General features: G+C 36.1%; 21 protein-coding genes. All 21 read right to left on the reverse strand.

The window, feature by feature from the left end; all coding sequences use genetic code 11:
* Positions 1-6: 6 nt before the first annotated feature.
* Positions 7-405, reverse strand: coding sequence for a hypothetical protein (locus HMPREF9469_RS24035; protein ID WP_040417198.1), 399 nt, complete (start codon positions 403-405; stop codon positions 7-9).
* Positions 406-1,188: 783 nt separating this feature from the next.
* Complete coding sequence (locus tag HMPREF9469_RS24040) at positions 1,189-4,497, reverse strand: hypothetical protein (RefSeq protein ID WP_007868157.1); 3,309 nt, start codon at positions 4,495-4,497, stop codon at positions 1,189-1,191.
* The gene (locus HMPREF9469_RS24045; protein ID WP_007868159.1) at positions 4,494-4,961 is read right to left on the reverse strand and encodes a hypothetical protein; all 468 of its coding nucleotides are present in this window, start codon (positions 4,959-4,961) and stop codon (positions 4,494-4,496) included. The genes HMPREF9469_RS24040 and HMPREF9469_RS24045 overlap by 4 nt, the downstream gene beginning before the upstream one ends.
* Positions 4,962-5,205: 244 nt before the next feature.
* The gene (locus HMPREF9469_RS24050) at positions 5,206-7,473 is read right to left on the reverse strand and encodes a DEAD/DEAH box helicase family protein (RefSeq protein ID WP_007868162.1); all 2,268 of its coding nucleotides are present in this window, start codon (positions 7,471-7,473) and stop codon (positions 5,206-5,208) included.
* 248 nt (positions 7,474-7,721) lie between these two features.
* Positions 7,722-7,964 carry a hypothetical protein gene (locus HMPREF9469_RS24055; RefSeq protein WP_007868164.1) on the reverse strand — a complete coding sequence of 81 codons (243 nt, stop codon included), beginning with the start codon at positions 7,962-7,964 and terminating at the stop codon, positions 7,722-7,724.
* Positions 7,961-8,653, reverse strand: a complete 693-nt coding sequence (locus HMPREF9469_RS24060; protein ID WP_007868166.1) for a hypothetical protein — start codon at positions 8,651-8,653, stop codon at positions 7,961-7,963. The genes HMPREF9469_RS24055 and HMPREF9469_RS24060 overlap by 4 nt, the downstream gene beginning before the upstream one ends.
* A 91-nt stretch (positions 8,654-8,744) precedes the next feature.
* Entirely contained in the window at positions 8,745-8,927 is a 183-nt protein-coding gene (locus HMPREF9469_RS24065) for a hypothetical protein (RefSeq protein WP_040417201.1), read from the reverse strand.
* Positions 8,928-9,041: 114 nt separating this feature from the next.
* Entirely contained in the window at positions 9,042-10,145 is a 1,104-nt protein-coding gene (gene tnpB, locus HMPREF9469_RS24070) for an IS200/IS605 family element RNA-guided endonuclease TnpB (protein ID WP_007868168.1), read from the reverse strand.
* 562 nt (positions 10,146-10,707) lie between these two features.
* Complete coding sequence (locus HMPREF9469_RS30800; protein WP_007868170.1) at positions 10,708-11,187, reverse strand: hypothetical protein; 480 nt, start codon at positions 11,185-11,187, stop codon at positions 10,708-10,710.
* A gap of 13 nt (positions 11,188-11,200) precedes the next feature.
* Positions 11,201-12,427 carry an ATP-dependent Clp protease ATP-binding subunit ClpX gene (gene clpX, locus HMPREF9469_RS24080; protein ID WP_007868172.1) on the reverse strand — a complete coding sequence of 409 codons (1,227 nt, stop codon included), beginning with the start codon at positions 12,425-12,427 and terminating at the stop codon, positions 11,201-11,203.
* Between the two features lie 88 nt (positions 12,428-12,515).
* Entirely contained in the window at positions 12,516-12,692 is a 177-nt protein-coding gene (locus HMPREF9469_RS32150; RefSeq protein WP_007868185.1) for a hypothetical protein, read from the reverse strand.
* Between the two features lie 19 nt (positions 12,693-12,711).
* Positions 12,712-13,215 (reverse strand): GatB/YqeY domain-containing protein, encoded by a 504-nt coding sequence (locus tag HMPREF9469_RS24085; protein ID WP_007868187.1) that lies wholly within the window; start codon positions 13,213-13,215, stop codon positions 12,712-12,714.
* Positions 13,216-13,710: 495 nt separating this feature from the next.
* Positions 13,711-15,426 carry a bifunctional DNA primase/polymerase gene (locus HMPREF9469_RS24090; RefSeq protein WP_040417204.1) on the reverse strand — a complete coding sequence of 572 codons (1,716 nt, stop codon included), beginning with the start codon at positions 15,424-15,426 and terminating at the stop codon, positions 13,711-13,713.
* Positions 15,427-15,480: 54 nt separating this feature from the next.
* Positions 15,481-15,720 carry a cold shock domain-containing protein gene (locus HMPREF9469_RS24095; protein WP_007868193.1) on the reverse strand — a complete coding sequence of 80 codons (240 nt, stop codon included), beginning with the start codon at positions 15,718-15,720 and terminating at the stop codon, positions 15,481-15,483.
* Positions 15,721-15,839: 119 nt separating this feature from the next.
* Complete coding sequence (locus HMPREF9469_RS24100; RefSeq protein ID WP_007868195.1) at positions 15,840-16,226, reverse strand: hypothetical protein; 387 nt, start codon at positions 16,224-16,226, stop codon at positions 15,840-15,842.
* A gap of 280 nt (positions 16,227-16,506) precedes the next feature.
* Complete coding sequence (locus HMPREF9469_RS24105; protein ID WP_007868198.1) at positions 16,507-16,863, reverse strand: hypothetical protein; 357 nt, start codon at positions 16,861-16,863, stop codon at positions 16,507-16,509.
* 60 nt (positions 16,864-16,923) lie between these two features.
* Entirely contained in the window at positions 16,924-17,556 is a 633-nt protein-coding gene (locus tag HMPREF9469_RS24110) for a hypothetical protein (RefSeq protein ID WP_007868200.1), read from the reverse strand.
* A gap of 143 nt (positions 17,557-17,699) precedes the next feature.
* The gene (locus HMPREF9469_RS24115) at positions 17,700-18,116 is read right to left on the reverse strand and encodes a hypothetical protein (protein ID WP_007868203.1); all 417 of its coding nucleotides are present in this window, start codon (positions 18,114-18,116) and stop codon (positions 17,700-17,702) included.
* 70 nt (positions 18,117-18,186) lie between these two features.
* On the reverse strand, positions 18,187-18,876 hold the full coding sequence (locus HMPREF9469_RS24120; RefSeq protein ID WP_007868206.1) for a hypothetical protein: 690 nt from the start codon (positions 18,874-18,876) through the stop codon (positions 18,187-18,189).
* Between the two features lie 158 nt (positions 18,877-19,034).
* Positions 19,035-20,099 carry a hypothetical protein gene (locus HMPREF9469_RS24125; RefSeq protein ID WP_007868209.1) on the reverse strand — a complete coding sequence of 355 codons (1,065 nt, stop codon included), beginning with the start codon at positions 20,097-20,099 and terminating at the stop codon, positions 19,035-19,037.
* Entirely contained in the window at positions 20,086-20,349 is a 264-nt protein-coding gene (locus tag HMPREF9469_RS24130; RefSeq protein WP_007868216.1) for a hypothetical protein, read from the reverse strand. Before HMPREF9469_RS24130 ends, HMPREF9469_RS24125 begins: the two co-directional genes overlap by 14 nt.
* Between the last annotated feature and the right edge of the window lie 287 nt (positions 20,350-20,636).

Consider the following 20,636-nt stretch of genomic DNA (forward strand, 5'->3'; position numbering starts at 1 on the left):
TCCTTATTAAAACTCAGTCCCACAATTATCACATTTCCACTGCTTACCAGCCTTGGGCAATGCAAAAATCCCAAATATTGCAGCTCTTGCTACCTTAGTTCCAGTTGTGATTTTATGTATATTGGGTGAATGACATATAGGACATTTAGGGACATATTGGTTTGTGGGTTGTGGTTCTAAATGTTCTGGACGAAGCGTTACTATCCTATCTATAGGGGTTTTACATTGAGGGCATTCCAACAGAACCCCATCACGTAATACTATATAATCTTCATGAAATTCTTTGAAGTCTTCATACTCAGCGAATATTAATTTCCCACATTCTTTGCATTGGCAGTCAACATCTCCTGGATCATCATCACCATATTCTCCAGGTTTAACTACTCCATAGAAATACATTCCCATAATTTCTTACCCTCCCCCTCATCCTATATTCCAATTATATCATCCCTCCTCATTGTTGGCAACGCCCATACATACAAGTGTTTACCCCCCTCATCATCTATTTTACTCTCTATAAACTTAATATCCCTATAATATTTATACACGTCTTGCATCGTATAGTCATAGGCACTGCATCTATCTCCTGTTTTATGTAGATATACAGTATTCCAAATTACTGCTATTACGTTATAAATACAACCATCATAACTGATTCTGTCACTCTTGATCAATTTCATTATTCACCTGTGGGATTTTTATTTTTGGCAGAATGCCTATGAATTTAATTATTCATCAAATAGTTTTTTAGTTTTATAAAGAGATAATCATATAAATCGATTTTACCATTACGGAATTTTGACAGCATATTTTCGGAAATTCCTGTTTCCTTGGCAATAAAACACTGTTTTTCCCTCATGAGCCTTTTTTGGTACATATCCCTCAGTTCGTTTTGCGTCATTTGACATCCTCACTTTCTTCTTAATTAAAAACATCCGATAACATTCTTGGAATATGCTATCGGATGAGCCATTCCATGTTGCCTAGTCCATGGCTGTAGTCCGCCACACTACAGATATAAAATCAACACTAACCGCTTGTTATACGGCTAATTGATTTTGCAGAAAATTAGATATATCTTTAATCAAAAATCTTTCTGGAAAGCACCCCTTTCCCAATAATGCGTTGGCACTTCTTTTCTAATATTGACAAATAACCCTTATTTTTCAAGGCTTTCTTTCTGTCATTTTACGGAATCCTACTTCTAAAATAATCCCGTATCATAGTCCCAGCTTTATTATAATCTATTTCTTCCATCCATACTTCGCCATCGTAATGCCAGGGCAACACTTTGAGATACAACGCCCCGTCTGGATTGATTCTGGTCTGAATCACCCCCACCTTTTCCAAGTGCTTTATTACAGTTTCAATCATTTTATGATTGACTCCTGTCAGCTTTTCCAATGCCAGATCTGTCAGTTCATCTGGAACATTGTCGTATTTTTTTATCCACTTTTGAATATATATCGTCCTTAGATACTTAACATTCTGTCCATCTGTATCCTTTACAAAATGACCATCATTTTTCAGCGCCCTCAATTCGGTTGATGTCTTTTCACATTTCCTGCTTAGATAAATCAGCATTGCTAATATCCGTTTATACTTAAATACATTATCTTTCCGGGAAATCAATTTGTCCTTATACATCTTATCCACCAGAATATTGATTTCCTTTCTTTCAGCTTTAGTAAGGATAACTTTGATCTTTTCATATATTTTAAATGACTTAATATGGACGCTCTTTTTATCATATTTAGTTTGTTTCTGTTTTCTTTTATACTCCTGGTTTGCTTTATGCCGTTTTTCTATCTTCGAGAAATCAATATCTTGTAATGTAGGATTATTTGTACTCCGATCAATCATCTCTTTCGGAAATGCATTCCATAAAATATCTTTCTCCACACCATAAAATGCCGCCCCTTTATGTTTTGCACCATAATAAATTACGATAAGCATATCTAACAATTCATTAACATCAGGACAACAAAAAAGAAGTTCTGTCCTGCATTTGTCGTAAAACCATCTAAATTTATTAGCAGCTTCCCTATCACATTCCCTTGATTTTATTGGTTCCTTCCGATAAGCAGTGGCTATCTGACAGTATTCTTCCTGTAATTTTTTTAATCTGTTATAAACAGCCCGATTAATGGCAGGCTCCTCTCCACACAGCATATTTTTATAATCATAAGGTGCAGCCTTCTTATCATTATCTTCCGCTTCAATTAACGCAATCTGTTTTTCCGCATATTCACATAGCTGATTCATGTTGCAATCATATCGTTCAAATCTTTTTAGCCTCTCAACTTCACCCTTACTCTTCTCTAAAAAAAGAGCCTTTTCTATAGATTTTTCTTCGCGTTTAGCTGATTTTAGATGTTTTTCCAGATACCGCATCCAGTATCCCCGTTTCTTTCCGCCAAGGAATAATAATACATTTGCTGGAAAATCCGCATTTTCTCCTGTTTTCGCAAAGTCAATTGTTTCGCCTCCAACAACCACGCCTATCTTTATAAAATCCCGTATCCTTTTTTCATCAAGTTTTATCATTGACCACAAATCTGTCACTCTATTAATCACGGTTCCAATTGAATTTCCAAACGACATTGCATTTATCCTCATTAATCCTGCATGATCGGATATCCTAATTCCTGGCAAATCAGCTTTCAAATTTGTATCTCTTTTGATTATAAGCCTACCGTGTCCAGCATCCAGTTCCCTTTTCACCGCATGGAGCAGTTGCTTATTATCCGTTGTAATTACAGTGTCCCCATCATAATCCGCTGTCCCAAGAGCCATTGCTAATGTATCGTACATTCCCGATACGATACCTGTCGATTGGTATTTAAACCACTTTTTCAACTCATCATTACATCTCAAAACCCCAATCCTATGCTCCATTCCAATGTGGGGGTTCCTAATTATATCCACTTGCTTAACGCATTGCTTGTTCCACCAGTTAGAGTATACATCAAAGGGATTCTTTAATAATCCTTTTGGCTCATCGCCCAATTCTTCACGGAATACCCACTCTGCCAATCCATATAGGTCAGGTATAAAGACCTGATAATTCCCATGGACAAATTGCTTGCCACTAAGAATATTGTTTTTCAGTTTTTCTATATCGGTTTTCACTTTTTTCTTGATATAGTCATCATTGAATAACCCTTTATTCTTTTGCAAAGCTTTATAATACGGGGGTATATGATGTTCTTCAATATTATCCTGCTCAGCAAGCCCTCTATACCGTAAAAATTCATCTACATTATTTATTACCCTTTCATATAGATTAAGCTTATATGTACTTATTTCTTCCATTTCATCATCTGAAAATTCGACCGATTCTAACGGCTGGTAGCTAAGCATGGTTCTTTTCCTTAAATCTTTTGGATGAACGCCAAATGATACAATATTAAACGTTCTTTTGTATCCATGGCAGACCTTATCAAACTTATTGCGCCATCTCCAATAATCAAATTTCCCATCTGTACAATATTGTTTCCAGAATTTGAATTGGGACTGGGTAATTACTACATCTATATCATCATTAAAGATATCCCACACCTTACCACCTAAATCCCTTATCTTTGATACCTTGTGTTCCTTTGCAAAACGCCTCAAATCAAAGACCATCAACTCACCTTTAATCCCTGGGATCATCCTGAATTGGAAACAGGATGGAAGATAGAACGTTCCTTTTTTAGATGTACAGTTTAACTCCCTCGCCCACTTTAATGCACACCCCGGCGTCACAATCCCAGCTCCATCGAATGGAAGGATTTCTATGGGTTCATGTTGATCTTCAATGACCGAATACGTCTTATTCTTTCCAGATCCCGACACTTCTACAACGTCAATCTGATCATACACTTCTTTTTTATAGTCTGGGATCACAACGATATTTGGTATATAGTCAACCTTAATGCTATCTGTCGTTACCATTGCATAATATGCATTCCACTTCGATGGTCTGTCATAAACCATATCCGATTCCATACCGCATAAAATAATATCATTTAATTTCTGAGTCAAATCTTCCTGAACGAATAAATTCTTCTGTACTCTGGAATGCCCTGCGCCACAAAAAGTAGATACATAATTTTTTGTATCTTTTTCTGTCATTTTGTAATGCTTACTTTCATCTAAAAGCTTGTTTCCTTTTTCATCACAGACATATTCTAACCGTTTAATGGATATCCTGCCATCTTCATCAATAAGTTTTTGGTATCTTATCTTATTTTTTCCTACATCTAATGTAAAATAGCCTGGAATTATTGTATACCCGCTTTTGTTCTTATCCTCTTTACCATGTAGATGAAGCATGATCCTATGAAATTCACTTTCGGCGGCTAAACTCTTAGCTTGTTCCTGTTTCTTTGGCGTTAATACAATTTCATTGATAAAGTCCCCATTTTCTTTATCGGTTGATAAATCATTAATATTAATCGTCTGTATTTCAACCATTCTGTTTATATCTATTACCCTCCACTCTTCACTCACCTAATACTTACTTTCTCCGTTTTGTTCCACAATCTCCGTATTGGCACCTTCAGCTTGATAAAATTGGCTATATGTCTCCATGGAGCCAAATTTGGCTCATCGGTACCTCTGGAGAGTTCCTTATATCCGGCACTGATGCTTTTTTGACCTGACAGCACCTCTTGCTTTAGTTGTTCATTATCGGATTGAAGTATTTTTGCGCCCATACGATATGTCTTCTCAGAAACATCAGCAATATCAGATAACTTTTTGTCTGTAGTAGGATTTCGTTCTTTCAAAATCGGTTGCGGTAATTTTTCCGTAACCGATTTTTGATATTCTTCTGACTTCTTATCTCCACCAGATGCTTGTTTGTTAAGCCGGGCCTGTTTTTCATATATCGGTCTATATTTCTCAGCAACAGCAATCCTCTGAATGGGAGACAGGTTCCTTCGTCCTAACTGAATGTCAAGCATCCACTCCATAAAGCACCTCTATTCAGTTTTCTATTATGGGAATTGTCCATTGCCAGAACGGCAACGCTTGATATGATTTCTCTATACCAACACCTTGAGGAAGTGAGAATTATCCCACCCCCGTCTAAGCTGGTTCTAATTGATCTGTAACAGGTGATTTCAAAGAACCTGTTTTAAAAAACATCATCTTTTTAATCTTGTTTTCCTATCTGCCATACCCTCGTCCCACTATATCCTTTATTCTCACTCTCATTTATGCTGGTTTTGATTGATCTGTGGAGTCTGCGTATTGGAAGATGAAGCGGCCTTTGTATGGTTTAGTAGTTTTTCCAGAAAGTTGATTACCTATTGTTGTAATACAGCTTTTTACCCTTTTCGCAACATGGTGCTCGCTACACATAGCTCTCGCGGCTTTACTTATCGATAAATACACGTATTCTTGATGGTTTATTAAGTCAACAATCTTAATTGGTCTAGTCCATTTCCGTACTGCTTTCTGTAACAAGTCCATCTGCTTATCACTCAAGATTTCTCCTTCGTCAATATGTTTTCTTACGGTTACTCTTATCCACGAATACAAATCTACGCCTTGAAATGTTTTATTACACGAATTTAATATATTCCCTTTGTTTACACACGCCTCTAAAAGTTCCCAATTTCTCTTATAATTTAAATCTTTTACATCTCCTAAATAAATCCCCTCATTAATCAACCTTTGCCTTTTATCATCTGGCAAATTTCTATTATTATATGAATTTTTTAAAATCGAATACTGTTTTCCTAAACGGTATCCTTTATAGACTAAATTTTTCGGAACATAGTTTTTACTGGTGTTATTATAGTAATCGTTGTAAAAGTACAGAAATATATTAAAGGATTCTTCTATTGGATTCCAACAAAAGTTTGGCATCACCGTATTTATTATATCCAATTTCCATTGGGGGTAACTTTCTTCTGTATTGTTACGTCTCATTTTAGTTCTTTCTGCACTTACAAAATATCCCAGATTTGATTCATACCTATTTTGAGATCCACCTTTAGGATAATAACCATATTCGCAAACAAATTCTCTTACGCTAATTACTTGCTTTTCAAACCTATAACGGGGAATATTCCATATAAAACCATTATCATTTAACAACTTCTTTCTGTATTCATTTAACAATTCATTGCAACGCTGATGTACACACCAATTATTCAACTTTTTATATTCTTTAGTTTTAGGTATATCACCATGTCCATATTGCTTAAAAAATCCCAAGTATTCCTGGAACATTTGATCCCACGCCCCCTCTAATTGTCCCTCAATATCAGCAAACATTTGCTGAATCTCCTGTACATAGCCAGTAAGAAAGAACGTATCCAGTTCCAGAAAATCTTTATCATCAAAATCTTTATTATTACCTTTTTCCTTCGTAACTGCTTCTTTAATCGCCTTTAGCAACGCAATTCCCTGTTTGATTGATTGAAAATTATTTGTTGCATCTATTATTACCGGATTCTCCGTATTATTCGCCTCAATGCAGCGCCCAATTTGCTGGTGCCATACTATATTGCTATTGGTAGGCCGTAATAATAAGACACCTGAAATATCCGAAAGGTGTAATCCCTCATTTAACATATTGACGGAAAACAACAACTTCAATTTATGACTCTTATCATTGCAGAAGGAAACGTATTCCTTATTCCTTTGCTCATAAGAAGAATACACCATATATGAATTGATATCCTTAAATCCAGCCGTTTTAAACCACTCAATAACTGTATCCTTAATATCTTCGAGGTGGGCTTTATTCCGACAAAATACAAGATACTTTCCTTCCTTATTTTTCAGATACTTATTAAGGATAATCGGCATTCCATAGGCTTTATCTATCTGTATCCGCATAGCTTTTATCTTCTCATAAAACTCTGCTTTTTCTTCCTTTGTGTTCGTTGCATTCTTTACTTTTTCACGCAACCGCTCTAATTCATCATCCAATGAGTACATAGCACTAACATATGTAGGAATCGGAACTATCTTCTTTGCAATCGCTTCTGATAAAGATAATTCACTTGCGCAGCTCCCTTCAAACAGTTCATCAATCGTATTTACCCCATCTGACCTCACTGGTGTTGCACTGGTTCCAAACACATTTGACTCAGGATGTGATTCCAACAAGCACTTAACCTTCGCTCCCCAGACCTTTGAAGTGTTATGGTGGTATTCGTCAAGCACAATTAATTTATAGTCCAAGCTTGCAATATCATCATCTGACAGCTTAATAAATTTCTGGTACACCATAAATTCATAGTTCTGAATCTTATATTTTGTGAATAGCTTTTGCATCTGCTCTCTTATATACTTGGACGGCACAAGAATTAATTTCCTGTCCTCATTGTGGTCTTCGCATAATTGGGCAATCAGATATGACTTTCCACTTCCTGTTGCATGGGAAACTGCAACCCTATTTTTACCATTTGATAAAGCTTCCTTTATCTTTCCATACGCCTCCAAATTATGCGGCTTCAAATCTACCATATTATACAATCCTCCCCGTACTTTATCTCCTATAATCACACGTCATATATACACTATATGGCGCTCTAAACCACCCACCCCAGCAATTCTCCACCCACTCACTCTAAGCCCAAATAAGCCATTCTGACGCTTTCTACACCTATAGAGATAACAGCATTCAGTTTCAACTGGTGAACTGTTTACCAGTTGGAAATAAAGGTGCAACATCATGAATGTCGGCTATCGTTTTGTCAAACTAAATACTGGTTTCATTCCCTTTTATGTTCTCTCTTCCACGCCTCAAAATCTATGACTTTTGCAAGTCCACCATTATTGATTAATGTGATCCGGAATTCACTCAGCTCCGCCACATTGAACATTTCATCCTCTGGAATTTCGGCAATAGAAGCATCCGTCTCTACTGCCCTTATAGTCATAGCTGAAAATGAGATATCTGTAATCCTGTAGACTTTATGTAAAACCTTGATGTACTTTATCTTTGACAGGATCATAATAAATCGTACCATTTTCCTATCTTGAATTTATTTTGGGGGTCTCCATAATAAGCAACCTGCATCTTTTCAATTTCAAACATTTCATTTGTCCCTAATCTTGCAAACTGATCATAGAGCTGATAAATAGTCAATTCCCAGATATTGACTATATTCAGGCTTGGATGATGCGCTGATACGGCTGAAATAATATTGTTAAGTTCAAACCGCTTGTCTTGACCTTGCTTCTCTCTATAATTGGGAGCCTGTTTCAGTTTGTTATATAACTTCTCTGCAATCTTATTCGCAAATTTCATATTTTCACCCTCATTTTTTTGAATATGTGAAAGTTGTAGGATCACATCAACTACTTCTGCATAGTTGTCTCTATTGATTGAGCCAACCATCTCTTTTGTGCCACATGCATAAGTTGTAAATGCATTTGACTCCGTATGATACTCGACATCCTCCTCAATAAAGAAATTTAATGCTTCGCGCAAAAACATCCGCATATTGATATCCTTCGTAACCAGTTCATACGATGGTATATCTGGATTTTCTTTGTTATCTAAAGTAAAAATACCAAGATAACTAAAAAATATATGCTGACCAACCGTAGCAATACGTTTTAACTTTGGCGATTTAATATTTCCTACTCCTTCAACCATGTAACCCATAGGACTTAATAATGTTAACTTATCTAATTTCATATATATTTTCTCCTTGTATTTGCATTTGTATTTCTTTAAAGATATTATCTTTAAACCTGCATTGTGAAAGTTTAGAACACTAATCTCTCTTTCACTTTACAATCTTCAAATGAGATGGTTTCTTACTCAGCTTATGTATCTCGCCTGTCTGATTGTCCTGAATTATGCCCTTCTCCTGATTTATCGTGTATGTACCTATTCCCTGATCCTCGCACCATTTTTCCAAAATTCCTTTACCAGTCTGAGCTTTATACATATTGCTGATAATCGACATGGAAATTACCTGAACCTCCCACGACTAAAGTCGCGGGGTTCCTGGTTAATAACACTAATGTGTTAAATATCACCAGGCTATCCCCGTAGTTCCTACGGTTCTTATATACATTATTTAAACATATAATAATCGTAGTCCTTCATTCAGAATATTGATGGCTGCATTGATATCTCTATCCAATTCTGTATCACAATGAGGACATATCCAATTCCTAATATCTTCTGATTTCTTACCGTCTCTTTGACCACATACATGGCATATCTGGGATGACGGAAAATATCTGTCTACAATAGATACTACTTTGCCATACCAATTGGACTTATATGTAAGCTGTCTGCGAAATTCTGACCAAGAGACATCACCAACGCGCTTATTTCTGTTTGAATTATTTGTCTCTTTTAAAGATTTAACATCCAAATCTTCAATACATATGGCGTCATAGGTTCTGATAATATTTGTAGTCAGTTTCTGTAAGAAATCATTTCGTTGGTTAGATATGTGTTTTTGCAGTTTTGCTACTTTAATTCTTGCCTTATTCCAATTTGCTCCACCGATTGTTTTTCTCGATAGTCCTCTTTGAAGCTGGGCGAGTTTTTTCTCTGACTTTTCATGAAATTTTGGATTCTCAATTTTATTTCCATCAGAAAATATAGCGAAGTCTGCAATTCCTAAATCTATACCAACATTAGCATTGGTTTTTTGATATTGTGGCATTTCTACATCCGTACAACACAAAGAACAATAATAGTGCCCGTTTGGTTCCTGGGAAATGGTTGCGTTCAGGATCCGCCCTTGCGGAACTTGCTTGTCCCGTATTTTTATTAATCCAATTTTCGGCAATTTAATGTGCCTGTGCTCAAGCCGGATATTGTTATTTGTGCAGCTAGTCCTGTAAGATTTGTATCTGTCTTTTTTGAATTTGAATTTTGGATAACCAGCATGTTCTTTGAAAAATTTCTGGTAGGCCATATCTAAATTCTTCAAGGATTTCTGTAACGAATCCTTGTCAGGTTCCTTCAGCCAGTCATTTTCTTGCTTCAGCTGGGTAAGCAATTTACTCATATCATTGTAAGATAATGGTTTCTGTCCATCCTTGTATTTGCTTATTTTCAAATCCAAGAAATAATTATAGACAAACCTTACACACCCAAATGTTTTCTGTATTAATTCCTGTTGCCTTTTATTCGGATAGATTCGATATTTAAATGCCTTTTCCACAATACCTCACCTCGCTTTCTGATTATTCATTCTCCATACGGACAACAAAATTTTTAGAAAACGAAGCAGTATTAAATTTTTAATAACATATATAAGAACCGTAGTTCCTGTTAGTCGTACTTAGAGGTTGTCGTTCATATAAGGACGCTACGCCTTATACAGTTCTCCTATGAACTTCTTACACTTTCATGTAAGCACAGACTATATCTTATCCCTCGTTATTACACGTTAGGGCCTACCCACTTCCACACGCTTGTGTGTACTTCCCTCAAGAGGAATAGTCGTTGAACTTTCTCCTATTCGGAGCTTAGTTGCTGATTTGCGATTTGTAAATGTGTAGAACTTAGGATTTAACCTTATTCCATCTAAACTATTTTTTCTACTTTCGTAACGTTCACGTTTAGGCTTATTTCATCCTTACGTTGTAGTTAGTTTAGCTTTACGCATTTCCAGCAATTCGAGTAGTATTGGACGATTTCACGTCTCTACGCACAAGTTTCCCTATGAGCTAACTATTTGTTCGCCTAACTCATGACTAAAGTCACGAGTGTGCGGCTCACATTTAATCAAATGCGAATAAATCATCATTCCAGTAACACCATAAAAAGTCCTCCAGTCCTTCCTCGCCTAATGGTTTATCCAAATCAAAGTCCTTCAGCTTCTCTATCGTGAAGTAGTAATCTTTACAGCCAAACTTTTCTCCATCATATTCTTTTTCTATCGGGAACATGGACATCATCTCTCTAGGTGTGAGCTGTCCCATAAGCATCTTCACACATTCTAATAGACTGAAGTCAGCATTGATCTGCTCAAGTGTACGTGGCTCGGTACTATGCCTTCGATCTATCCTCTCTAAACTGAAATATTTCACTGCATAGAACACCGCACGTTTCAGATGGTCCCTGCACTGGTTCCAATCGCTATAAGCGGATATAGTAGCTAATTCTCTGACAAATGCTTTCATATAGAGTTGTTCCAGCTTGGCTTGTTTATCTTCAATTTTGCTTTTATCACCGCTAACTACCGTAAAATTGCTATTCATATCCGCTCTCTCCTTACGCAATCTTCTTATTCCTTGTTCCATATACAATCACATCCCCAGTTCCGTCAATCACCTCATCCGTAACGACTACTCTCTTAGCATCAGCCATATCTGGAATATCAAACATGACCTTCTGTAACGCTTTCTCCACAATAGACCTCAAGCCTCTTGCTCCAATCTTCCGTTTAACTGCCAATCCAGCTATCCTATGTAAAGCATCATCTGTAAATTCAAGCTTCACTTCATCCATAGCCAATAGTTCCTGGTATTGTTTTACCAGCGCATTCTTTGGTTCCGTAAGAATCCTAAGTAAATCTGTTTCACTTAGAGGACTCAGTGTTGTTATTACAGGCAAACGTCCTATCAACTCTGGCATAAGACCAAACTTAACAAGATCATGTGGCTGCACATTCGATAAATCCAGTGTATCATTTAAGCAATGTATTCCTATATCCGCACCGAATCCTATTGGCTTACTATCAGATTCCTTATGTATTATCTTCTCCAATCCTTCAAATGCTCCACCGCAAATAAACAGAATCTTAGAAGTATCAATACTTATAGTTTCACCTTGTGGATGTCTCCTACCTCCACCAAGAGGAACCTTTGCCTCACACCCCTCAATAATCTTCAAAAGTGCTTGCTGGACACCCTCACCAGATACGTCACGGGTAATGGATACATTCTCTGATTTTCTGGTAATCTTGTCGATCTCGTCAATATAGACAATTCCCTGTTCAGCAAGCTTCACATCCCCGTCTGACGCCTCTAACAGTCTAAGAAGGATATTTTCTACATCCTCGCCAACATATCCAGATTGTGTCAGAGTAGTAGCATCTGCTATACAAAATGGGACTCCTAAGAATTTTGCAAGGGATTGAGCAAGATATGTTTTACCAGAACCAGTAGAACCAATCATGAGAATGTTAGACTTCTGAATCTCCACATCAGATTTGTGCCTATACCTAATACGTTTATAGTGGTTATAGACAGCAACCGCCAATGTACGCTTTGCATCATCCTGGCCTATTACATACTGGTCCAGATGTTCCTTAATCTGTGATGGGGTTGCCAACTGGATATTGTCATTTATTTCTTCTTTCTCTTCTTCGTTCAAAACGCTGTAAGCTTCTGATATACATTGATCACAGGCATATCCAAACTTTCCTCCAATCAATCTGTCCACATCATCTTCAGATTTTCCACAGAATAAGCATATTTTTCTAGTCTTATTTGCCATATATCCTATTTCCTTCCCCTTTTTCTCTCATCATGTTCCCAATTCCTTCCCGCCGATTTTGCCATTTCAGAATTATCAAATATATAATTCATACTTCGCACAAAGGGGCTGCATTTTTACTCTTCACTTTAACCAGAACTGACTTTGTGTCATGAAATATTTTTATTACTGTAACTCTGATAGGACCACTATACGTACAAGTATAATATTGATTACCTATCTTTATATCTGCCTTTTCAACTGGTATAGGTCTTGTCCATCCCATATATCATAATCCTCCTACTTTACCTCTTCTCTATATACGTGCCGCTCTTATTCAAAAAAGGAAAATATAAATCTGAAAATATATAGGTTGTTCCATTATTAGCAGCTTTAGCAAAATATGATACTTCACATTCCCCATCTACAGGAAGCGAAAACACTCTTATAGTCCATGACGCATGATTCGTGGCTTGAAATTGCAATTTATAATCATTAAGTTTTCGCTTTGTATCATCGTAGTCGTCAGGTTTTGGTGGGTTACTTTTTAATTCTCTTATTTCGTCAATATATTTCTGAACTTCTCGCTGTGTAATTCCTTTCGTGACATCCAAGGATGAGATAAGTTGTTCTTGTTCTTCTTTAGAAAGAGATGCAATCGTATCAGAAGCTAAAGTTTTTGAAATTACCCCATCATCTAATAATTCTTTCATTGAATCCGTAAGATTCCGTTCAATTCGCAAAGCTCTTTTTAAATTAGTTTTTGATATTTTTAATTCACTTGCTATTTCTTCAAGCGTCAATTTCAAGTGTCCATTATGGTCTCCTGATTTTCTATCTCCACCATTCTGATAAAAGCCTTCATCTCATCTACAAGGCTATCCATATATTCCCTGACTGTTATTGTCCCATCCATAAAATCAATCGGGCTTATTTGTTATACATATTTAAACATTCCTATTCCCATTCCCTTCTTGAAATTTTCATAAAACTCTTGCAGTTCATATTTCACTGTGTTATAATTAATTCTAATAAAAAGATTATATAGTGATCCTCAGGAGGTTGAGTTATTTTTTCAATGTGCACGTTAAAAACTCCTAAACCCCTTGAAAACACTAGGTTTTTGCTTAATTTTAACGTTTCGTTTTCCCCCCTGGATTTCGTATCTAAAATGTCATTTAAAACATCTAAAAGTCCTTATTTATTAGCGTTTTTTATAATTAATCCCATTCTATTTTCCCCCCTATTGTATACGTATGTATTATATGTGTAGCATAGCGTAACGTCCTTTCAATTGTTCATCCTTACACAATCACCTTAATCTCTACCTCATAGTCCACTGTCCTCTCATCCTCCAAATCATGCGGACTAATAAACTTATACTTATTCCATTCATATCCCTTGTCTGTATATTGCTTCTGTATAATCAAACATCTTTCCTTACTTAACTTTCTTATATGCTTACCTATCTCATTCGGAGTCAATTTATCTAAACCTATTGTCTCTGCTAATGCTTCGTAAGTAACCTTTTTACCACTTTGCAAATTATTAACCAGTGCAATATACACGATGTAATCTATTTGAGATATTTTCCCATCTATTAGAGCATTCGCTATTGAAAAATAGAACTCTATATGTCCCTGTTGAAATTCGTTTAATCGTCTTGACAATTTTAAGCGATTCTCTCTAAAATCATCTGGTTTACTTTTATCAGGTTTAACCTCTATGTAACCTTTTTCCATCATTCCATCTATTAGTTCTATCAAGCGCTTTTCACCAATACAACTCTTCTTTTGGATAGATGAGTATAACAATTCTTGTAAATTTTTTATTCTAAAACCTCGTCTCCCATAACTGTTTTTATACACTTCAAGTATTGTAAGAATCAAAAACTCATGTCCTTTGGTTTCCCTGAAGTTTTTCCTTGTTAAAATTTTTTTGTTTATCTTAGCAGTTTTACCTTCTATTATTGAAATCTTTGCTCCATTGTGATATGTACCGCAATACACTTTATCACACTGGCTTTCAACAAATTTTCGATGAGGATCGTCAATCTTAAAAGATTCATAACATCCTAAAAGGTGGTAGTCTTCTTTCAGATAATTAGCTGTATCTTCTTCAATGACTTTTGGTGATTTTGGTGGTATGCATTTTAAATTGTATTCCTGGCAGACAGAATATATTCTTGATGGCTGATAACCTTCCATCCGAAGCATTTTGACAATACGGCCATGCCAGAAATTACGTTGTCCTTTATCTGCTCCTTCATTTAGCATTTTTCTCACACATAGATAGCACGGATATTCGTTAAGAGTTTCATACTTCCAGTTTGTCCGTTCAAGAATCTTTATATTTTCCTGTTCCTGATTATAGTAGTGAATTAGCTTTGAAATATATGGAAGGTCATACTGCTTGAATTGCTTTCCTACTCCATAACTGTTATTAATAACTTTCACATAAGACCATTTATCAATATTTTTCCTGTCATAATCATAGGTTCCACCTTCAATTTTGTGATTAAAAGTGCATGGTGGCCTTGAAATCTGCGTTGGTTTTACTGCTTTTAAATCAGCTCCTAAGATATTCGCAAGCGATTTATTAATCTCTGTTATATTTTTTATATCACAGTTGGACTTTACGCTTATGTAATAGTGAAACCCATGTCCGCTACTGATATATGCATGAATAAATAATTTAGGAATTTTATCCCTAATCATTTTTGTAAAGTCTCTTGCATCTTTCATATACGGATAATCCTTTTGGTCAAAATCCAAATACAGTACCCGTCTCATACGTTGGCTACCTATTGTTCCGTCTTTGTCCTCCCTATTTGTAGCAATTTGATTATAAACATCATGCGTATAGCGATATTTAAGGATAAAGCCTTTATATTGCTCAAAGTTTTTCAAGCAAGCTACAACCCGATCTCCTTTTTCTTTTCCTACTTCACCATCTTTGTTCCTTCTCAATGCCAATATTCTGATATATTCATTTTCTTGCAACCGCTCTGGATATAGCATTTCATAATATTTCTTTAAAATTTCTGTTTGTATATTGCTAATAATTCGTCACTCCTACTCTTCTGAAATTGTTTTAGGAAAGGGAAAATTCTCTAATCCTTTTATTCGGACATTTGTAGCCTGCACACCTTTATCACATTCCACAATATCATATTCAACCGGCTCCGCTTCAGCTAATGTCTTGAACCTCATTCCGACTATTCCAGAATAATGTACAAATACCTCACTACCATCATCACCAGAAAAAAAGCCAAAGCCCTTTTTGTCATTGAACCACTTACATTTTCCTGTCATTTTAGAATCTTCTATCCCATTTTCTTGTACTTAAACTGTATGTTCTTATCGTATAAGTTCTCTGTTGTGCCTGATTTTATTTTCTAAACTCGCAACATGTGAGAGTAGATGTCTTCTTTTTACTCCAACCCTACATTTCTATAGACATTACCGCTTTTCCCATAAATATTTTTTGTATCAAGGCTATTGTATTTATCCATTATCAATAAATCACATTCCGGTAAACTTAATTCAATCATTTCGACAAGTTTTTCTCTTGTACGATCTTTATTACAAAAGCATATAGCATGTTCAAATCTTAAATTGTACTGTTCCTTATTAGCCTCTTCAAACAACGTAAAAATCTCAAATGCTTTTCTCTTCTTATTCCAATGCAAAACATTCTGTAATAGTAAGTCCGGATGTAAATCCGCTATAATAATATAACTCCCCTTTAACAATTCATTTACAATAACCTTTGATGACTTATCCAGAATACATTCTGGAGATAATTTCAACTGACACATAACCCATTCCTCCAATCCAATCAATTATTTATAGGCACACCGCCCCAAATGAGCAATGTGCCTGTCTATCCGTCCATAATGGCAACCAGCATCATTACTGGTCGTTGTTCCGTTCTCAGAAGAACTCAGTATCATCACTGAGCGTCTATCCGTTCTCTATCGGTTCCTGGTTCCTTCACCAGAATGTAATCCGTTCAATATGTAATCATCCACAACCGATGATTGACTGGCTATCTCTCACCGCCAATATAATCTCTGTGTTATCATTATTCTCCAAAATCTAAGCTGATTTTTGAAAAAATAATTCCTCTCTAAACTGAGTCTCTACATCATCCATGGATATGCCGTCATTTACTTGTAATGACACGGCAATACTGCGATCACAAAAGGGACTCATGTTGCCGATCTGGACAAGTAAGTTTTCCTTACCAGCCCTTAAATACTTGAAGTCAATACTGTCTGCAAATATCCCCGATTCATCATAGAATTCCAGATCAGAGATGAATGTTTCAGATGTAATGCTCTCTGTCCTATCTTCATCCTTATGGTACAGTTCTATACTTGTGACTGTAACTACCTTGTCCTTGATGGCCTGAATAAGGTTTCTGGCTGATGTGGGGTATTTTATACTACTCATAATGTATGTTCTCCATTCACTTTACAGGCGGTACACTTAGGCACTGTCTTATTGATTCTATTAAAATTTGTGTACACTATAATCCAATTCAATTTCCATATCCGACATACCATTATTAAATTCAAATCGGTATGTAATATATCCTGATTCACCAGAATCATTGTGAATTTCTTCTATTATCTTGCTATCTATAGTCGTATGTACGGCTTGCGAGCCTATTTCAACTTCTGTATCATTTACCCCAATAGTACAATTACGAGCATCGATATAAAGAGAACCACCGTCTACGCTACATATTGCAAAAATACCGTCATTTGAATCTGTAAGCTCTTTGAACTGCTCCCAAGTGAGTGTTGTCCCTTTATCTACTGTGCTAAAGCATAAGGTATATCCCGATATTTCAAACTTATAGTCGAAATATGTGCTACCATCCCATTCTTGCTGCATTGCTTCCTCTATCTCTTCGCCATCTGCACCTTCTATTGCATAGTTTGTAAATATCTCTTCATCAGAAATAGGAATATTGAGCGTAAGGCATTTTCCGAATTCAGCCATTAAGCCATCCTCTGTAACGGTATATTCATATAAAACATCCGTCACCACACCGTACAATCCATTTTCAAAATAAATTCCGCTTAAAGCCTGTCTTAACACTTCTTTTACCTGTTTTCCTGTCATTGCTGTTTTACTCATTCTCTTATCCTCCAAGTTTTTTATTATGGAGAACCAACCTTTCGCCAGTTCTCAGTCTGTTTTTGTTGATGGGATAGGAGCACACCCTATCAGGACTTCCATCTATATATTTACTTCTCCAAAAATAAAAGTAAATTCATTGATTAATCCATAAAACCAATCGTTACAACATTCCTGTTTCCATCCAATCTGCCACTTTCTGGAAGCATATAAACGTTGATAACCCTTGTAGAAGGGAACCCAAACCAATCTTCAAAGTCCTTTAAGTCCTCAATAGTATCAACTTTAGTCATGTCAATAAACAGGCTGCTATTGATTTCCATAGGGTACAGTTTTGTTCCATTCTCCTTTTGACCGACCGGATCTCTGCTCATATTTCCAAAACAAAGGATCTTCCCCTCATTTAATGAGCTGCACTCTGTAAAATACAATTCTCCAAACTCAACACCCGTACATCGTTCACTGGACGTATCCAGATTCCCACTATTTAAGTGGATCTGATAACCGTCTTTCTTTTCATTCTGCTCATTGAGCAATCTTGCAAATTCAGTTAATTCCATGGTTAAAATCCTCCGTTTTATTTGTTGAGGTAGGCGGCATTGCACCGCCCTCTATATAATTCTCTTTTTATTAGCTGTGTTTCTTAAAAAACAGCATTTTTATTTCCATAAAAGGCTGACCATATGGCTTTATTATGTACTCAACAGATGTCGTCCCCTTCCTTTCATAGAAGGCGTTGCTGCTATCATCCACCACTGGCACCTCAAATGTGTTGGTATCATCACTGATGTGCAGTTTCCAGTTATCCAGCGTATTTATATATGTACGGGCCGGATTGTGCATCTTCATATTAAAGCCAAATGCATCCGTAACCTTTGTCAGGATACAATACCATTCACTATCTTCTTTTATCACTGAATCCAGAAATTCCTGTAATTCATATACATCCCTCTCACGGAACCCCTCTGAATCTACCTTCTTGAAGCCATCGGAAGCGTGCATAACCACCATCTGAAGCTTTGATCCATCTAATAACTGTGATGTAATAGACAGGGCATCCGCATCTTCATTGTAATCACCTTTAGCTGATACAATATCTTTCTGACTGACAACGTACTTATTTCCATCTGACGTGCATTCCTGGGAAAACTCAAATACATCCTTATACGCTTCAAATCTGTTGACCTGCATAGTCAGGATCGTCTTGCTTCCATCTGATAGACTGAGTGAGGTCATATCATAGGCGTTCACCAGTTCAAATAACTCCTGTGTGCTTACTTCCTGTTCGTTTTTTAACGCTTCTACTGTTTTGTTAATCATGTTTATTTCCTCCATTTTTTGATTTTTATTTGATATTCATTGTTTCAGATATATACTTCTCTTATTATAAAACTGGCAGTGATCTTAAGTGTTTTTATGGTGTAAGGTTTCTGTTGCTTACATTTATAAAATATGTAGCACCATTGTTCTTATCTCTATCAATCCAGTTCACGTAATAAATCCAGGCTCACCTGTCTACGCTTACTTATTACCTTTTTAATAGGTGCTTCTGCTTCACTTTCTAATTCTTCCAAATCATCCAAAATAGTAAATGTCCTTTTCCTGGTTTCTAAGCGTTCTCTTTGTTCTTCCATCGCTTTTTTACCTAATTGGGAAATATATTCAACAGGAAATCCCAAGCCCGATGCACACACTATATTTGTGTTACCATTATTTCCTACAAACACATTCTCCGGATTTCCTATCGCTTTTATGATCTCCTGTGCATTTATATCATTCCCCCTCTGATTAATCATTCCTATATGTGCCACGATTCTGTCATTACCAATAGGAAGAAAGATATTTTTTGCAGTGAGCGAATCTATCATATCTTGTGTGGTTACTTTTTTAATTACGTCTTGTGACTCGACTTTATCGGAACGCATAGCAATTACAAATGCTCCATGATCTGATAGCATCTTATATTTCTCCGAATCATCAAAATTTGATGTGGCTGATGTTGAATCATCCGTAAAAAACGCATCCAGCATGTTCACCAAATTAAAATTGATCATATCCAAGTTATTGGAATATTCATTATTTACAAAGATGATTGATCCCATCTCAGGGATTTCCATCAACTCCTTAGCTGCATCATAAGCATTGAGTCTTTTTTTAATAGGTTCATTTGCTCTTGGCATCATTAGACAGGCACAGACAATTTTATCTTTTAATGTACATGCTATATTTGCCAGATGTGTAATCGAACCAGAGCCAGTTGTTCCACCGCCCGTTGACACAAGTAAAATTACTTTCTCCTTTATATCTCTCACCTTCTTTAGAATATCCTTATTGTTCTTTAACGCTTCAAATGCCAAACTCCTATCACCTGCTAATCCGTCATATCCGTTTAGCAATAATACATTCTTTGCCTCTGGGATTGTCTTATTATCCTGTGTTGACCCATTAATAAGGTAAGAACTATAGTTTTTCTGTTGGAACCGGAATCCAACCCGTTCACCACCTAATCCAATACCTATTACAAAAACCTCATCTTTGATCATTTTCATTACCTCCGTTTTCTATGAGCCTTATCCCCTTCTCTAGCAGATAAAAGGTATCTGCATTGGTTGACTTACATCCCTTATTTACATAGCCATGCTTACATAGATCCATCATCTTACGATACGTTGTTGGCCTTGATGTGTTTACTACACTCATTATCTCTTGTATCGTTGCACTCTCAAAATGGCTTGTGCAGCCTTTCTTCTTTAGAAACTTCATAATTACATAATCTAATCTTTTTAGTTCCATAGCTTTCCTTTCCTATAAAATATGTGTTACTTTGGTGGTCTTATCTGTTACTATGCCTTTCTTCATTGTAGGTTAGCTGTTCACTAAAACCTAAAATATATAGGCTTTCACCCCCTTATATGAGGTAAACAGCCTTGTCTTCTTATTCATCCAGTCACTTTCCTTATTCAGTTATCAAGGTGCACTTAATAAGCCTATTACCTTTTGGTAATAAGAATATTATCTTTATAAACTTGTAGCAAAAATTGGAATGATAGCAGAAACGCTTGACAATAATAATACAAATA

Origin of the sequence: [Clostridium] citroniae WAL-17108 (assembly GCF_000233455.1) — a bacterium.
GTDB lineage: Bacteria > Bacillota > Clostridia > Lachnospirales > Lachnospiraceae > Enterocloster > Enterocloster citroniae.

What these genes read in the sequence shown, in the direction of transcription:
- HMPREF9469_RS24035 (WP_040417198.1), bottom strand. Translation starts at nt 405, where the DNA reads ATGGGAATGTATTTCTATGGAGTAGTTAAACCTGGAGAATATGGTGAT.
- HMPREF9469_RS24045 (WP_007868159.1), bottom strand. Translation starts at nt 4,961, where the DNA reads ATGGAGTGGATGCTTGACATTCAGTTAGGACGAAGGAACCTGTCTCCC.
- HMPREF9469_RS24050 (WP_007868162.1), bottom strand. Translation starts at nt 7,473, where the DNA reads ATGGTAGATTTGAAGCCGCATAATTTGGAGGCGTATGGAAAGATAAAG.
- HMPREF9469_RS24055 (WP_007868164.1), bottom strand. Translation starts at nt 7,964, where the DNA reads ATGATCCTGTCAAAGATAAAGTACATCAAGGTTTTACATAAAGTCTAC.
- HMPREF9469_RS24060 (WP_007868166.1), bottom strand. Translation starts at nt 8,653, where the DNA reads ATGAAATTAGATAAGTTAACATTATTAAGTCCTATGGGTTACATGGTT.
- HMPREF9469_RS24065 (WP_040417201.1), bottom strand. Translation starts at nt 8,927, where the DNA reads ATGTCGATTATCAGCAATATGTATAAAGCTCAGACTGGTAAAGGAATT.
- HMPREF9469_RS30800 (WP_007868170.1), bottom strand. Translation starts at nt 11,187, where the DNA reads ATGAATAGCAATTTTACGGTAGTTAGCGGTGATAAAAGCAAAATTGAA.
- clpX (WP_007868172.1), bottom strand. Translation starts at nt 12,427, where the DNA reads ATGGCAAATAAGACTAGAAAAATATGCTTATTCTGTGGAAAATCTGAA.
- HMPREF9469_RS32150 (WP_007868185.1), bottom strand. Translation starts at nt 12,692, where the DNA reads ATGGGATGGACAAGACCTATACCAGTTGAAAAGGCAGATATAAAGATA.
- HMPREF9469_RS24090 (WP_040417204.1), bottom strand. Translation starts at nt 15,426, where the DNA reads ATGCTATATCCAGAGCGGTTGCAAGAAAATGAATATATCAGAATATTG.
- HMPREF9469_RS24095 (WP_007868193.1), bottom strand. Translation starts at nt 15,720, where the DNA reads ATGACAGGAAAATGTAAGTGGTTCAATGACAAAAAGGGCTTTGGCTTT.
- HMPREF9469_RS24100 (WP_007868195.1), bottom strand. Translation starts at nt 16,226, where the DNA reads ATGTGTCAGTTGAAATTATCTCCAGAATGTATTCTGGATAAGTCATCA.
- HMPREF9469_RS24105 (WP_007868198.1), bottom strand. Translation starts at nt 16,863, where the DNA reads ATGAGTAGTATAAAATACCCCACATCAGCCAGAAACCTTATTCAGGCC.
- HMPREF9469_RS24110 (WP_007868200.1), bottom strand. Translation starts at nt 17,556, where the DNA reads ATGAGTAAAACAGCAATGACAGGAAAACAGGTAAAAGAAGTGTTAAGA.
- HMPREF9469_RS24115 (WP_007868203.1), bottom strand. Translation starts at nt 18,116, where the DNA reads ATGGAATTAACTGAATTTGCAAGATTGCTCAATGAGCAGAATGAAAAG.
- HMPREF9469_RS24120 (WP_007868206.1), bottom strand. Translation starts at nt 18,876, where the DNA reads ATGATTAACAAAACAGTAGAAGCGTTAAAAAACGAACAGGAAGTAAGC.
- HMPREF9469_RS24125 (WP_007868209.1), bottom strand. Translation starts at nt 20,099, where the DNA reads ATGATCAAAGATGAGGTTTTTGTAATAGGTATTGGATTAGGTGGTGAA.
- HMPREF9469_RS24130 (WP_007868216.1), bottom strand. Translation starts at nt 20,349, where the DNA reads ATGGAACTAAAAAGATTAGATTATGTAATTATGAAGTTTCTAAAGAAG.